Consider the following 13,269-nt stretch of genomic DNA (forward strand, 5'->3'; position numbering starts at 1 on the left):
CAATGGAGTCAGCCTTTATCCGTTGCATCGATCGTCTCGCTTTCGAGATATCGGTACAACGTACTTTTACTAATACCGGTCTGTTCGCGGATATCAGCGAGCGAATAGTTTTTACTTTGATACATTGCGATCGCGCGGCGGACATTTTCATCCGGCTTCCGGGGGCGACCGGTCTGCTTTCCTTGTTCTTTTGCTTTTGAGAGTCCGGCACGCGTCGACATGCTGATGACATCACTTTGCAGCTGGACCAGGTGGCGTGCCGTTTCAAGAAACGACAAGGAGGCGCGCTCGCTCGTCCGAATCTGTTCGCGGAGTGACCACAGCGTCGCACCGCGTGTCTCCATGTGCTCGAGCATCTCGATCAAGTGCCGCGTCGAGTCTGCTAAGATGTAGAGATGCGTGACGATGACTTCGTCTCCCGTCTGAAGTGTCTCGAGCATCTGTTCTAATTCCGTCCGTCGTTTGGCCGAATCATGCGTCTCGATGACACGTGTCGTCACATCAATCTTGTCGGCTTCCGCTTGTTGCGTAGAACAGTCTGGATCATCCGGATAGGGTCTCATGTAGAAATATTGCATGAATGGAGCTCCTCTCTGTCGATCACGATCGACGTCAGTTCCTCATCAGTATACCGTATTCTCACCTCCGTGCCGCAGAAAACCGAAAACATGCCTTTCTTCTCATGTTCGGATCGACTAATTTGTGGTAAATTGAGTGGAAGTAAGTTTCTCGGACTCATCCCGATACCATTCATTCTTTTTAAATGAGGTGCTCATCATGAACAAAGAAGATCATCAACTCGCCCGTCAGCTCTTGACGACCTATTTCATCGGCACACAGTTAGCGACGGTCCATGTCGCAGGCTACGTCACGCTCGAATTCATCAATTTGTTCGATACGACTGCGCCTGAACTACGACTTCGGATCGAGACGGATCGTCTGTTTTATGGCGATGTCGAGACGACACAGGACTGGGTCGTCCGCCATGCGACGAAGGAAGAGATGTTACACTTGATCGTCTCGCTTCACGCGGAACGCATCACCGGTGTCCGGATCGGAAAGACGGCACCCCACTTATTCCTAACGTTTAGCAACGGACAAACGCTCGTCTTAAACGGATCGGATACATATTATGAATCGTGGGCGATCGATATCGGTCTCGCACCACACCGAGCCGACGCGACGATCGTTGCCGTACCGGGTGACGAACTTGCCGTCTTCTCCGGAATCGGTGAACAAGTTGAAGACTAAGACACGCATGGAGTGGTGCGACTGGATCATGCCGCTCGTTGCGTCACGTTATCCGGATCACTGCGCTATTTTACTTGCCGGCAGTCATACGCGAGGGCAAGCGACCGCTCAATCAGATGTCGATGTGATCATCTTTGAAGTGAGTCGAGGTCAGGCATACCGGGAATCGTTCATCCATGACGGTGTCCCGGTCGAAGCATTCGTCCATTCCTTTGAGACGATCCAGCCGTTTTTCGAGAGTGACCGGGAACGTGGTCGCCCGTCCCTGCAACGAATGATTGCTGACAGCTGGACGATCGAGGATCATCCGCGACTTGCAACTATCCGTCAGGAAGCCGTTCAACAATTGGCGGACGGACCTGTTGCGTGGACGACTTCGGAACAAGAGCGCGCACGTTATTTTTTAAGTGATATGCTCGACGACTTCGAGAGTGTGACGAACCGCGCGGAAGGTTTAGCGATTGCATCACGTTTATATGAACAGAGCATCGAATTCGTCCTTCGTGCCAATCGTCGCTTCATCGGACAAGGAAAGTGGGCGATTCGTGCTCTTGCGGAGTTTGACGAAGACTATGCCAGTCGACATACGCTGGCATTCGAGTTGTATTATCAATCAGATGACCGACGAGAAGTCGTCGCGTTAGTCGATGATTATCTTGCTCCATTCGGTGGGCGTTATTTTGACGGCTTTACGCTCGGTAAACGATAACAAGCAAAAGGAGGTACGCTTTCGGATCAATCGACCGAAAACGTGCCTCTTTATCATTCGCTTTTGTTTAACGCCAATGGGACGGACGGAGTAAGCGACGCGGTAACTGTGTCGCGGCATTACCGACTGCCGCATTGATTTGTGCCTGTGTCAAAAAGAGCGCGTCCGTCAGATCGGCGTCCTTGACGTTACAGTCTCGCAAATCAGCCCCAAGAAAGTTGACTCCGCGCAGGTTACTGTGCGACAAGTTCGTCGCGAGCAACCACTGATTCTGAACACTGGCACCTGAGAAATTACGTCCTTGTAGCTGTTTTCCGACCCAGTCGCGTGGTGTCTGGTCGCGTCTTCCGCTATACTGAGCTTGAACACGCGATGCAATCATTTCAAGGAGTGGTCGAACGGTTTGACGAACCGTTATCAAGTCAAGTCGTTCAAATTGATCGGCTGGTAATGCCGCGTACCGAGTCAGTGCGGCAAGCGTCTCATCGAGTTGATCGTGGATGTCACGCGTGACATCACGTTTCCCGTCGGTTATGTACCACATCATTTCAAACAAATGAACCATCTTCGGGAAGGCAGCATAGATCGCTTGGCGTCGCTTAGGTGCATCATCGCCTTCGAATGTCCGCTGTGACAGATGCTGTCCGGCACCGAAACAATCATAGACGGTACAGCCTTTGTAGCCGCTATCGCGTAACCGGTCATGGATGCGACAGCTGTAATCCGCGTCAAGATTACGACACGGTGTTGCTTCCGGTTTGTCATGACCAAAATCACTGGATTTCGAAAAAGCGAGTGCGGTACAACATAAACCAAAACACTTCGTACAATCAATCTGGAATGTAGGTTCCATCGGATTCACCTCCACTACTACTATAACAAGAAAGGGGATTCGGAAATGTTGAAATTTCAACTCAATGAAAATGAGGACGGACAGGACTGGCTCCGAAAACAAGTGCGTCAATATAATGTCGAGCGTTCACCGCTTCATGCGACGAAACGCTCCGAGGGAACACAAGCCGTCACATTACTTGCGACGCATGATGATCAACCGATCGGTGGCATCTCAGGGGAAATGTACTGGGGCTGGTTACATATTGAATGGTTTTTCATCGTCGAAGAGGAACGGGGAAGTGGGCTCGGTACTCAGTTATTCCGTCAACTGGAGGAATGGGCACGAGCAGCGGGTGTTCAGCGAATTCGCGTCGAGACGTTCTCGTTTCAAGCGCTTCCGTTTTATGAGCGACAGGGATTCGTCGAAGTCGGACGAATCGATGATTATCCACCAGGGATGAGCTATCATCTGCTCGTCAAACAGGTTGACTGATGAAACGGCGTCTTTCCCTCATCTTATTGTTCGGTCTCGTGCTCGGAACGCTGACGGGGATGCATCCACGTCAAGAGACCGTTTCCTTTACAGCGAAGCAAGTCGCCAAGTTATATACAGAGATGACAAACACACTAGTCGAAGCGCGTGATGTCTATTTCGTCGAACGACTATCTGACCATTATGCCGTCGCGTATCTTGAAGCGAAGCACGACCGCTTGTTTTTGCTCCTGCAACAAACCGGTGAGTCACAACGAATCGACCGAATCATTCGCTCAAAACAGACGAGGGAGTCGGATTGGTTTGAAGGTCGTTTGTTGACGACGGACGAAGGTCGATACCTTGTCGCCTACGGCATGAATGGTTCGAAACAAATGAAATCGATCCGGTTCGAGCCGTATAAGACGACGGCTGATGGCGAAGCGCCCCTTCGCCCGATGCAACGCTCCTTGTCGGTAGCAGATCAGGAACGTTTCCATACCGTCCAACCGTTACCGGATGCCTTCCCGCATTCGCTCTATTTCGAGATGATCGCGACGAGCGTAGACGGGAAAGAGACGATCCAACGCTTGACGTTACCAAGCGATAACGCATCCGTGTTTTCTACGACCCGTGACTTCTAGTATACTGAAGACGAAAAAGGGGGAGAAGAACATGTGGATCGTCATGAACCAGTTACACGTCGTCAAAGGTGCGGCAGATCAGGTCGCGGCACGTTTTAAGACGACGAAAGGAATTGAACGGATGGAAGGGTTCCACCGGATGCAAGTCCTCGTCGATATCAGTCAGGAAGAAGAAGACATCGTCACGATCATGACAACGTGGTCGAATCAAGCAGCATTTCATGCATGGCAAGAGAGTCAAGCGTACAAAGGCGTGCACCATAAGCGGGATAACGGAACGTCCGAAGTTAAACCGCTTGTGACGTCGAATACCGTTACGGAATATGCGATCGTCGCTGATCACAGTGCCGTCGTGGAATAAATACTAACACCCCTGAGAAGATTTCTCTCAGGGGTGTTGTTTGTAATGATAGATTAGATTGTTTTTCCGTAATCTGGGTATACTTTAACAAACTAGATGAAACGAGGTGACACCGCATGGTCTATCGTAAACCTGTCGTCTCTAGCCTGTCCGTCCTCGGTGGTATGATCCTGCTCTTTGGTTTCTTGACGAGCGGTGGCTTCATTTATCTCTACTTCTTCGTCTTGCTGTTTGCTTGCGTGTCCTTTTTACGTGAACCGTTGACGCGTAAAGAGTGGTTACGCGAGGGGGTTGCTTTCATCTTCTGGTGTTCCTTGATTTACTTGCTCCAACATCTCATCTTTATGGTGTGAGTCATTTTTCGTATAGCTCAAATAAGGAGAGAATGATGTCACGACCTGTCGCCGAAAGATGAACCGACACGTCACGTTTCGGATCCTTCAAGTAAATATCGGTCTTTTTGACACGCTTATCGAGATAAACTTCGTATTGTTGTCCTTTCACTCCTTTTCGGAACGTCAAGTATTTCCACTTCGCCCGTTTTCCTCTTACGTCAGCCTGTTCACTTGTCTTGATTGCTTTTTGCAATTTCCCGGACTCATCACTCGTCATCATGATCGTATCTTCGACTTTAAGACGATCTTTAGAAGAATCGCTTTGATCATAAAGATAATGCTTGAACTGCTTTTGATGGAAGAGTGTTATGTCATTGATAGTGGATAGAACATCTTCTTCCGATAAGTCCTGTCGAGCAAGCTCAGACGGACGTTCCATCGTGTGCTGAATCGACAATTCGTAGCGGAATTGGTGTCCGTTTTTTTCTGTTGCGATAAGCGTGCCGTAATGTTCCGGTGTGCCGTCACCAGGAATGAAGCGGACTTTTCCGGGCTGTTTCATCGCATGGATCGACGTCTCCATCTGCTGTCCACTGATCAATTGCGGTATGCGTACAAAGGAGTTATACGATATATCGTCATTCTCATTATATTTCTCATTGTACGTCAGATAAAGCTTCGTATCTTCAGTAAAGGGAGTAAGGGCTTCTGCATAGACGACGAATGTCTTTCGTTCGTCTTTTTTCGTTACATCAGTCGCTTTCATCACCAGGTAACCTGATCCAGGTAGCGCTAATTTTCGAACAGAACCGTTTATGATGTTATCATCACGTGAGAACCAGTCCTCTTTTTTAATGGTGTCTGGATGGACTTCTAACTCGTTCGGATGTTCAACCAGCTTCGTTTTCGCGAAGACATCTTGTTTGGTTGATAAGAGGTGATACTCGCTGTCAGCCATATTCTGACAATACAGATATGTTTGTTCTCCGGACTGGACATAACGAGCCATTTGTCCTAAGTAATCTTCAAATGGTGCCGTCATCACGACGGAGAACGTGTCACCGTAAGAATAATTTTTTGGAGCTTTTACCGCTTTTGATCGACACTCCTCCATGATGACACTCATTTCCTTTTCCGATAACATCTTCGGAGGTTCTTTGCCTTTAAACCGCGCTCCATCATACAATTTCGATAAGTAATCCCATTTGAAATTCGGCGCATCACTTTGACAACCGCTTAACGCGAGCGTTGCTGCAAGTGTGAGTCCGATCCAGTAACGTTTGTTCATTTGTTAAGCACCTCACTGAGTGCTTCACTTGTCGTACCCGACAGCTTAGCACCGTTCTTTGTTCCCTTTTTGACGACATAGATTTCAAGCTTTTTGGCGCGTTTGCGTTCAAATAGCTCGAACGTTTGGCTTTTTCCTTGGCGCATCAATGTTAATTTTTTCTGATTTAGTTTCGTGCCCTGTGGCTCCATGACATCGGTCTCTTTTAATTCCTGAGCGATTTTTTTCGCTAATTTATCCGGTATTGCCGAGACAAACTTATAATCGCTCTCGACGAGCTGTTTCGGTGATTGATGGATAAAACCGACATAGCTGGTTGGCGATGTATCAAAGAATACGTATTTGTAATTCGCGGGTTTTTCGTAAGTCGGATTGAGACGCATATAAATCGATGTTTCCTGAATGATTTTGCCTTCTTCTTTCTTCCGAACAGTCGCAAAAGGAACCGTCTGTCCCACTGAAAGTGTATCAGGAAGTTGTTTTCGTTCGATTTGATACGATTGCCCCATCACATGATCTTGAATGACGGATGGAATTCCGATACGATCACCACTGGTCATTAGTTCGATTGATGTATGTTGCAAACCACTATTCGGAATGACACGAAAAGCTAAATTCAATTCGGAACCGGATAGGGATTCGGTCGTCTCAAAGAGTGTTTGTTCGTCGTCCTTACTTTTGTCTTTCATGAAAAGAACGAATTGACCTTCCGGTGGTAAGGACAGCTGGTAGGACGGGAAGAGGTAATGTCCCATCTCTTTCGATTGCTTACTTTCTTCATTTTCCTGTTTTTGCTGATCCATTACTTTTTTTGGTACAGGTTTAAAGCGGACAATCGTCGATTTAGCTTTAACCGGTTGTTTTGACCAATCGACGAATGGATAATCACTTCGTTTAATCTGATGGACCGCATAATCCGCATGGCGTATCGGCTGACAGGCCAGATAGTCTTTTTTTTCGTCTGATAGGAAACGAACGTGTTGGAACTCACGCCCTTGGATATTTGCAGGAAGGAAATACAAATCGAATCCTTCGTGTTGCACGTATCGGTCAGGTAAGCGCTTCATGTCAGATTTTTGCTGACAACCCTTCAACAAAGCAGCCGTTTGTTTTTTCGGGAGATCCGGTATCTCTTGCCCATCAAAGGTAGTCGAAATACCCCCCCAGTAATTGGCGTCATATGTAAGGTCTAGGTATTCTTCTTTACCGCATCCGGCAAGTAGGACTGCGCCTGCGAGAATACCGGTATGTATATAGCGTCTCATGAAAACCCTCCTTCATCCTAATGACTATATTTTACCATAATTTCTAGAATAGACAGAATTTTCTATTACACTTTGACATCAAGATGTTTGACATCTCTTGACTCGGGAATAATAGATGCATGCACGGTCAATCTATTACTATGGGGGTTTTATGATGGGTACATTCATTCAAGCAGTTGATGGCACGAAAATTTATGTCGAGGATGTCGGATCGGGTCAACCGGTCGTCTTTTTACACGGCTGGCCGGCAAACAACAACATGTTCGAGTATCAAAAGAATCTGCTCGTCGAAGAAGGATACCGTTACGTCGGGATCGATTATCGCGGTTATGGTAAATCAGATGCGCCGGCAACGGGATACGATTACAAGACGATGGCGTCCGATGTCAATGAAGTCATCGAACAGCTGAAATTAACGAATGTCACGCTGCTCGGCTTCTCGATGGGAGGAGGAATCGCCTTGTCCTATCTCTTGCACTACGGGGATTCAAAAGTCAGTAAGCTTGTCCTCGCTGGAGCCGCAGCTCCTGTCTTTACACAACGCGACGGTTATCCATACGGGATGACAAAAGAAGAAGTCGATGGATTGATTGCCGACACGAAACAGAATCGTCCGTCGATGCTCAAAGGATTCGGGGAAATCTTCTTTGCGAAGGAACATCCAGAACCACTTCAACAATGGTTCCATGGACTTAGTATCGCCGCTTCGTCCCACGGTACGATTCAGTCAGCAATCGCCTTACGTGACGAAGACCTACGTGGAAAACTCGGAGACATCAAAGTCGATACGTTAATCATCCACGGTAAAAAAGACCAAGTCTGTCCGTTCGAGTTCGCGGAAGAAATGCAAAAGGAAATTCCACAGGCACGACTTGAAGTCTTCGAAGAGAGTGGACACGGCATGTTGCTTGATGAACAAGAGAAATTCAACGAAACGCTACTCTCGTACGTCAAAGGAAATCAAACCGTCTAATCCAACAAGCCATGGACACCCATCCATGGCTTGTTTTTGTGTACAGGAAAAAGCGTGCGCCGGCGCACGCTTTTATGGGCGATACTTCCGCATGAACCGTTGATCGATCCAGCGCTTCAGGTACCAACCGAACGGGTGAGTCGAATACTGATTGCCATACATTGAAACCGCATGCCGTGGTCCCATCGATAAAATCGTCAAATAGTTCGTTTGCGGACGATAGGTTTGCAATGCCTCTTCCTGGACGTACCGTAAGAGGTTTGCCAGTAAGATCGGTGCTTGTCGGACAGCTGTGACACCATTCTTCGGAATATCGGGATAAGCGACGAGGGTCGCCGCGTCACCCGCAGCAAACAGACTTGGATCATCGAGCGCTTGCAGCTGTTCGTTGACGAGTAGAAATCCGTCTTCCGTATAGAGCTTGCTGTCCGCAAACAATGCCGGAGCTTTCGCACCCGTCAAGCGGATGATGGCATCTGGCTCGATTGGTGGGTGATGTGAAAAGCGGAGAGGAGACGCCTCGTTCAGTGGCCGTTCTCGAATCCAATGAACATCGAGTTCTTGTAAGCGTCGTTTAATGGCTTCCGCTGCGGGGTGTCCTGAAAGCAACTCGGGATCCGTGATCAGTGTAATCGGCACATCCGCCACTTTCAAGGACGCCGCCATCTCGACGGCCGCTGCACCACTTCCAATCAAGACTGGACGCTTTGCTTGTTGCAGACGCTTTAATGTATCCGGTAACCGGTAGTTCGGTTTGATCGATAATCGTGTCGTATCTTCCGACCAATCGAACGAGCCGATATTCGTCGAGACGACGTCATAAGTATAGTGTCTGCCGGATGCACCGAAGACGACTTTTTCAACGGGGTCGATTTTGATGACGGTCTCCTCGATGAATTGTTTATCATAGGCGCGACATAAGACGGCGACGTCGATACGGATCTCATCAATGTCGTATGTACCGTCAGCAAGTCCGGAGTACATGCCCGAGTAATATTGGTACGTCGAGGCGTTTAAAATCAGCCACTCGACGTCTTCTGTTGGTCCATTGGTAATGCAATGCAGATGAGCGTGCCCTGCACCAATCAAGAGGATTCGTTTCATGTCGTTCTCCTTCAATCTGTCTTGCTAGAATGTACCCGGATACGGGTGGCGGTAATCATAGACAAAAGACAAGACTGATAAACAGGAGGATGACCACGAGGTAGATAATATCCTGGCGCTGAACGACTGGCACTTCATAATATGTCCGTTCCACTGAAAAATGACGGGCTTCGAAAGCGATTGCCATCCGTTCTGCCCGCTGGATCGATCGCGAGAAGAGCGGTAAGCCGATTGATAGGAACGCATCACCAGGAAAGCGACTGTGCACGTTCCGAATCATTCGGACTCGCCGTAAGACGCGGACTTCTTCGACCAGTTGTGGCAGAAAGCGGATCCCGGCAAGGAACCCATACGCGAAGCGAGGCGACACCTTTGCCTGGTGAATTAAGCTCATCACGAACCGGGTCGCATCGGTCGTCGTGACGAAAGCGAAACTTAAGCAGACGAACGTTGCCATCCGTAAGGCAAGTAACCAGCCGTGCATGACACTTTCCGACGTGACATGAAACCAACCAAACGACCATAGAGGATTCGTTCCTTTGCCGAAGGCTGCCATCATCCAGAACGTCAATAAGAATAATAGACTGTAAGGTGCGAGTCGTTTCAAGAAATCGCGAGGACCCCACCCGGAGAGGAGTAGCAGAGCGATAGCAAAACTCAGGAACACCAACGTCTTGACCCAGTCGTTCGTTGCAATCAAGGCAAACATGATCAAAACCAATCCGCTCCCCTTAATGACAGGATTGAGTTTAGCGAACGGTGACGCGTTTGTCTGCATTGCGCTTCACCTCCTGGAATTGGTACGAAAGTGGACGTTGTAGCTGACAGCGTTCGAGTAACGGAACGTCAGCGAATAACTCGCTCGGACGCCCGTCAAAAGCAATCCGCCCTTGCTCCATGACGAGGACACGATCCGCGTATCGGGCGACGAGTTCCATATCGTGTGTTGCCATGACGAGTGTCGTTCCGTTTTGTTGTTCCGTCAACAACTGTTCCATGAGCCGCCGCGTCGTCAATCCATCCTGTCCGAACGTCGGTTCATCGAGCAACAACACATCCTTTGACTGCCCGAGCATCGTCGCGACGCTGAGCCTTCGTTGTTGCCCCGTACTAAGCGCAAGCGGTGACTGCTGTTTGACAGATGCGAGTTCCAGCCGTTCGAGCAACGCTGTGCGCTCATCACTCGTCGCTGCCCGGTGACTCCAGTCGATTTCCGCTTCGACTGTCAGTTTGAGAAACTGCAGATCCGGTTGTTGAAAGACATAACCAACATGCTCATAAAAGCGTCGCCGGGAGTAACGCTGAGCCGGACGTTCCTGGAACCGATATGTTCCTTGATGCGAGAGCAACCGCCCGAGTGTTGCAAGCAACGTACTTTTCCCGGATCCGTTTGCCCCGAGCAGCATCACCCATTCTCCCGTCTTCAGGAAAAATGTCGCATCGGTCAGCGGGTAAGGTGCTTTCGTCGATAATGCAGCGACGTGTAACAAGGCAGTGCCTGCTGTAGCGACTGGAGGAAGCACGTGAAGTCGCGCTGCTTGTGGTCCATCTATGGGTAACGTCTCTAACGTGTACGGATACAAAGAGGGAACAGCGATCCCTTTCGATTGAAGCTCTTTATACCCCTGCGGGAACAAATCCTGCGGATGCGCCGTTGCAGTCACCGATCCGTCTTCAAGTAAGATGATCTGATCGACATACGGCAAACAGACATCGAGTTGGTGCTCGATCAAGACGATCGTTAAATCATGTTCTTTCTGAATCCGAAAGATCAACGCCATCAGCTCGTGTTGCCCGATCGGGTCAATCTGAGCCGTTGGTTCATCTAGTAATAAAATCGTCGGCTCAAGTGCCAGGACCGCGGCGAGCGCGAGGCGTTGTTTCATCCCCCCGGATAGACTCGCGATTGGTGTCGAGAAGGGGAGAGGGAGACCAACGAGTGCGAGTAAGCGTTCAATGCGTTCCTCCATCTCTTCGCGTGGAATCGACCGGTTTTCTAAACTAAAAGCGATTTCGCGTCCGATCGTTTCCATGCAGAACTGTTCTTCTGGATTTTGAAATAAGACTCCGACCGAACCGGACCGGGTAACTGTACCAGTCTGTTCGACTTCGATCGTCTCCGGTGTCAGTCCGGCTAGGGCATGAAGCAGTGTCGTCTTGCCACTCCCACTGCGTCCGAGCAGAAGGGTCGTTCCGTGTTCGATCGTCAGCGATACATGATTGAGCACCGATTTCATCTGACCGGGATAGCGGATGCTGAGATCGTCGACAGTAATCATGCGACTTCCCGTTTCGCACGTCCTGCCGCAAACCCGTTCAAGACACCGGTCGCAACAAGGCGACGGATGAGAATCGCTGCAAGCAAGCCGCCGAGTAATGCACCACTAATCATTTGTAAACCTGTTGTCGCAAGCAACGTCGTCGTCGTGTAGTAACCGAATCCGTTCGCGATCAGACTATAGACGATGCTACCAATTGCGGCTCCAACACCCGATAACATCAATGTCCAGGTGTCATAACGGCGATAACGCGTCATCGCGAAGACGAGTTCCGCACCAAGTCCTTGGCAGACCCCGATCAGTAGAGCCGATAAGCCAAAGTGACTACCCGTGAACAGCTCGACGGCTGCCGCGACGATTTCCGCGATGAGGGCAGCACCTGGTTTTTGAATGATTGCTGCGACGAGCGGGCTTGCGATGATCCAGATCCCAAACATCCAGTTGGCACCGACTGGCCCGAAGATTGCAGACATCGGTAACCAGAGTGTCGACCAACCGAGATAGATGACCCCGCAAGCGACGGCGAGCATCATCATGACCATAATTTCTTTCATTTTCCAGTGTTGCATCGTGTTTGTCCTCCTTTAAGTAGGGGAGACACCAAAAAAGACCGCCCTCCGTAAAAAAGAGAGCGGTCCTCAGAAAAACTGCGCGCAGCAGGAGTCATTGGATGTGATCGCTCCACTTTCCTACGCTAGTATGAACTAGATCAGGTTCGAAGGGTCCGAAGTGAATCGTCTCAGCCAAATGGGCTCCCCTAGTGGATATGGTAATAGATGATACGCTGTTCACTTTAGGCAATCTTCTGTCTATTGTCAAGACACAAAAAAACGATACGCCACGAAAGGCGTATCGTTAAACGACTTATTTGTTGTCTTCGTTCTCTTCTTTTGCTTCTTCTGAAGACTCTTCCGTAGCTTCCGCTTCGTTGTCTTCGCCAGCTTCCGCTTGTGCCTCAGCTTCTGCTTCTTTGATTTCCTCAAGCTCTTGTTCAAGCGTTGATTCGACGACAGCTGCGACTTGAATGTCGCCTTCTGTGACGATACGGAAATCTTTTTGTTCCGGAAGATCAGCTACAGAGATTGAATCGCCGATTTCGAGGTTTGTGACGTCGACTTCGACGTTCTCTGGTAATTTATCTGGTGTTGCTGCGACTGTCACTTTAAAGAGTGTCTGTGACAGGAATCCACCGACTTTAGCACCAGCTGCTTCGCCGATGAGTACGACGTCTGCTTCGACTTCTGTCTCTTCATCCATTTTAACGGCGATGAATTCAACGTGATCGACAGTTGGTGTGAATACATCCATATCACGACGGTTGATTAAGACGTTAATATTTTTACCGTCGAGTTTCAGTGAAATCAAGACGTTCTCACCGTTTTCTCGAACGATTTTAAGCAATTCTTTTTCTTCAAATGCGATTGGTGTACTTTCCACTTTGTAACCATACACGACACCAAGAGCTTTTCCTTCATGACGTAATTGTTTACGGAGTGAGCGTGGACGTACCTCGCGTTTTTCGGCTGTTAATTTAACTGACATGTTCATTTCCCCCTTGAATTTGGTATAGCCCTCAAAAGGTAATGAATGTAGGAGCAGGACAAGTCCTGAACAATTTAAATATGCTAAGACAATCGGTTCCAGACTCGCATTGAATCTGACGCTTTCGTGACTTTGCATTTCTCTCCCAGGTCATTACGCTGATATTGAGAAACATGTGTGAGTAAGTCACCGTTTGATGCGGTGCTAGTGAG

The 13,269-nt window shown here is 48.9% G+C and carries 16 protein-coding genes and 1 riboswitch; of the genes, 7 read left to right on the forward strand and 9 right to left on the reverse strand.

All coding sequences use genetic code 11. The annotated features are described in order from the left end of the window. Positions 1-8: 8 nt before the first annotated feature. A complete protein-coding gene (locus KNQ14_RS06390; protein WP_214728686.1) occupies positions 9-578 on the reverse strand; it encodes a recombinase family protein in 570 nt (189 codons plus the stop codon). Between the two features lie 199 nt (positions 579-777). Between KNQ14_RS06390 and KNQ14_RS06395 the strand changes: the two genes are divergently transcribed. Next, positions 778-1,251, forward strand: a complete 474-nt coding sequence (locus tag KNQ14_RS06395) for a hypothetical protein (protein WP_029341746.1) — start codon at positions 778-780, stop codon at positions 1,249-1,251. Further along, complete coding sequence (locus KNQ14_RS06400; RefSeq protein ID WP_251055686.1) at positions 1,133-1,960, forward strand: nucleotidyltransferase domain-containing protein; 828 nt, start codon at positions 1,133-1,135, stop codon at positions 1,958-1,960. Before KNQ14_RS06395 ends, KNQ14_RS06400 begins: the two co-directional genes overlap by 119 nt. 67 nt (positions 1,961-2,027) lie before the next feature. On the opposite strand, the gene KNQ14_RS06405 is transcribed toward KNQ14_RS06400, so the two are convergent. After that, positions 2,028-2,813, reverse strand: a complete 786-nt coding sequence (locus KNQ14_RS06405) for a pentapeptide repeat-containing protein (protein ID WP_214860148.1) — start codon at positions 2,811-2,813, stop codon at positions 2,028-2,030. Positions 2,814-2,858: 45 nt separating this feature from the next. Here KNQ14_RS06405 and KNQ14_RS06410 point away from each other — a divergent pair, with 45 nt between their 5' ends. From KNQ14_RS06410 to KNQ14_RS06425, 4 genes are all read left to right on the forward strand, one after another. Continuing rightward, the gene (locus KNQ14_RS06410) at positions 2,859-3,287 is read left to right on the forward strand and encodes a GNAT family N-acetyltransferase (protein ID WP_214860149.1); all 429 of its coding nucleotides are present in this window, start codon (positions 2,859-2,861) and stop codon (positions 3,285-3,287) included. Continuing rightward, positions 3,287-3,910, forward strand: a complete 624-nt coding sequence (locus tag KNQ14_RS06415; RefSeq protein ID WP_214860150.1) for a hypothetical protein — start codon at positions 3,287-3,289, stop codon at positions 3,908-3,910. The genes KNQ14_RS06410 and KNQ14_RS06415 overlap by 1 nt, the downstream gene beginning before the upstream one ends. Before the next feature lie 31 nt (positions 3,911-3,941). Further along, positions 3,942-4,271, forward strand: coding sequence for an antibiotic biosynthesis monooxygenase (locus KNQ14_RS06420; RefSeq protein WP_058703391.1), 330 nt, complete (start codon positions 3,942-3,944; stop codon positions 4,269-4,271). A gap of 116 nt (positions 4,272-4,387) precedes the next feature. Beyond that, complete coding sequence (locus KNQ14_RS06425; RefSeq protein ID WP_214745798.1) at positions 4,388-4,624, forward strand: hypothetical protein; 237 nt, start codon at positions 4,388-4,390, stop codon at positions 4,622-4,624. Position 4,625: 1 nt separating this feature from the next. On the opposite strand, the gene KNQ14_RS06430 is transcribed toward KNQ14_RS06425, so the two are convergent. After that, positions 4,626-5,894, reverse strand: a complete 1,269-nt coding sequence (locus KNQ14_RS06430) for a hypothetical protein (protein WP_214860151.1) — start codon at positions 5,892-5,894, stop codon at positions 4,626-4,628. Further along, positions 5,891-7,159, reverse strand: coding sequence for a hypothetical protein (locus KNQ14_RS06435; RefSeq protein ID WP_214860152.1), 1,269 nt, complete (start codon positions 7,157-7,159; stop codon positions 5,891-5,893). Before KNQ14_RS06435 ends, KNQ14_RS06430 begins: the two co-directional genes overlap by 4 nt. A gap of 154 nt (positions 7,160-7,313) precedes the next feature. Between KNQ14_RS06435 and KNQ14_RS06440 the strand changes: the two genes are divergently transcribed. Next, the gene (locus KNQ14_RS06440) at positions 7,314-8,132 is read left to right on the forward strand and encodes an alpha/beta fold hydrolase (protein WP_214745788.1); all 819 of its coding nucleotides are present in this window, start codon (positions 7,314-7,316) and stop codon (positions 8,130-8,132) included. A 72-nt stretch (positions 8,133-8,204) separates the two neighbouring features. On the opposite strand, the gene KNQ14_RS06445 is transcribed toward KNQ14_RS06440, so the two are convergent. The 5 genes from KNQ14_RS06445 to KNQ14_RS06465 form a co-directional block, all read right to left on the reverse strand. Then, complete coding sequence (locus KNQ14_RS06445; RefSeq protein WP_214860153.1) at positions 8,205-9,236, reverse strand: NAD(P)/FAD-dependent oxidoreductase; 1,032 nt, start codon at positions 9,234-9,236, stop codon at positions 8,205-8,207. Positions 9,237-9,291: 55 nt separating this feature from the next. Beyond that, a complete protein-coding gene (locus tag KNQ14_RS06450; protein WP_214745782.1) occupies positions 9,292-10,014 on the reverse strand; it encodes an energy-coupling factor transporter transmembrane component T family protein in 723 nt (240 codons plus the stop codon). Beyond that, positions 9,986-11,515, reverse strand: coding sequence for an ABC transporter ATP-binding protein (locus KNQ14_RS06455; protein WP_251138280.1), 1,530 nt, complete (start codon positions 11,513-11,515; stop codon positions 9,986-9,988). Before KNQ14_RS06455 ends, KNQ14_RS06450 begins: the two co-directional genes overlap by 29 nt. Beyond that, entirely contained in the window at positions 11,512-12,084 is a 573-nt protein-coding gene (locus KNQ14_RS06460; RefSeq protein WP_214860155.1) for an ECF transporter S component, read from the reverse strand. Before KNQ14_RS06460 ends, KNQ14_RS06455 begins: the two co-directional genes overlap by 4 nt. A gap of 100 nt (positions 12,085-12,184) precedes the next feature. Further along, a riboswitch (TPP riboswitch) is annotated at positions 12,185-12,284 on the reverse strand. 95 nt (positions 12,285-12,379) lie between these two features. Further along, on the reverse strand, positions 12,380-13,057 hold the full coding sequence (locus KNQ14_RS06465; protein ID WP_214860157.1) for a 50S ribosomal protein L25/general stress protein Ctc: 678 nt from the start codon (positions 13,055-13,057) through the stop codon (positions 12,380-12,382). Between the last annotated feature and the right edge of the window lie 212 nt (positions 13,058-13,269).

Origin of the sequence: Exiguobacterium sp. s161 (assembly GCF_018619045.1) — a bacterium.
Classification (GTDB): domain Bacteria; phylum Bacillota; class Bacilli; order Exiguobacteriales; family Exiguobacteriaceae; genus Exiguobacterium_A; species Exiguobacterium_A indicum.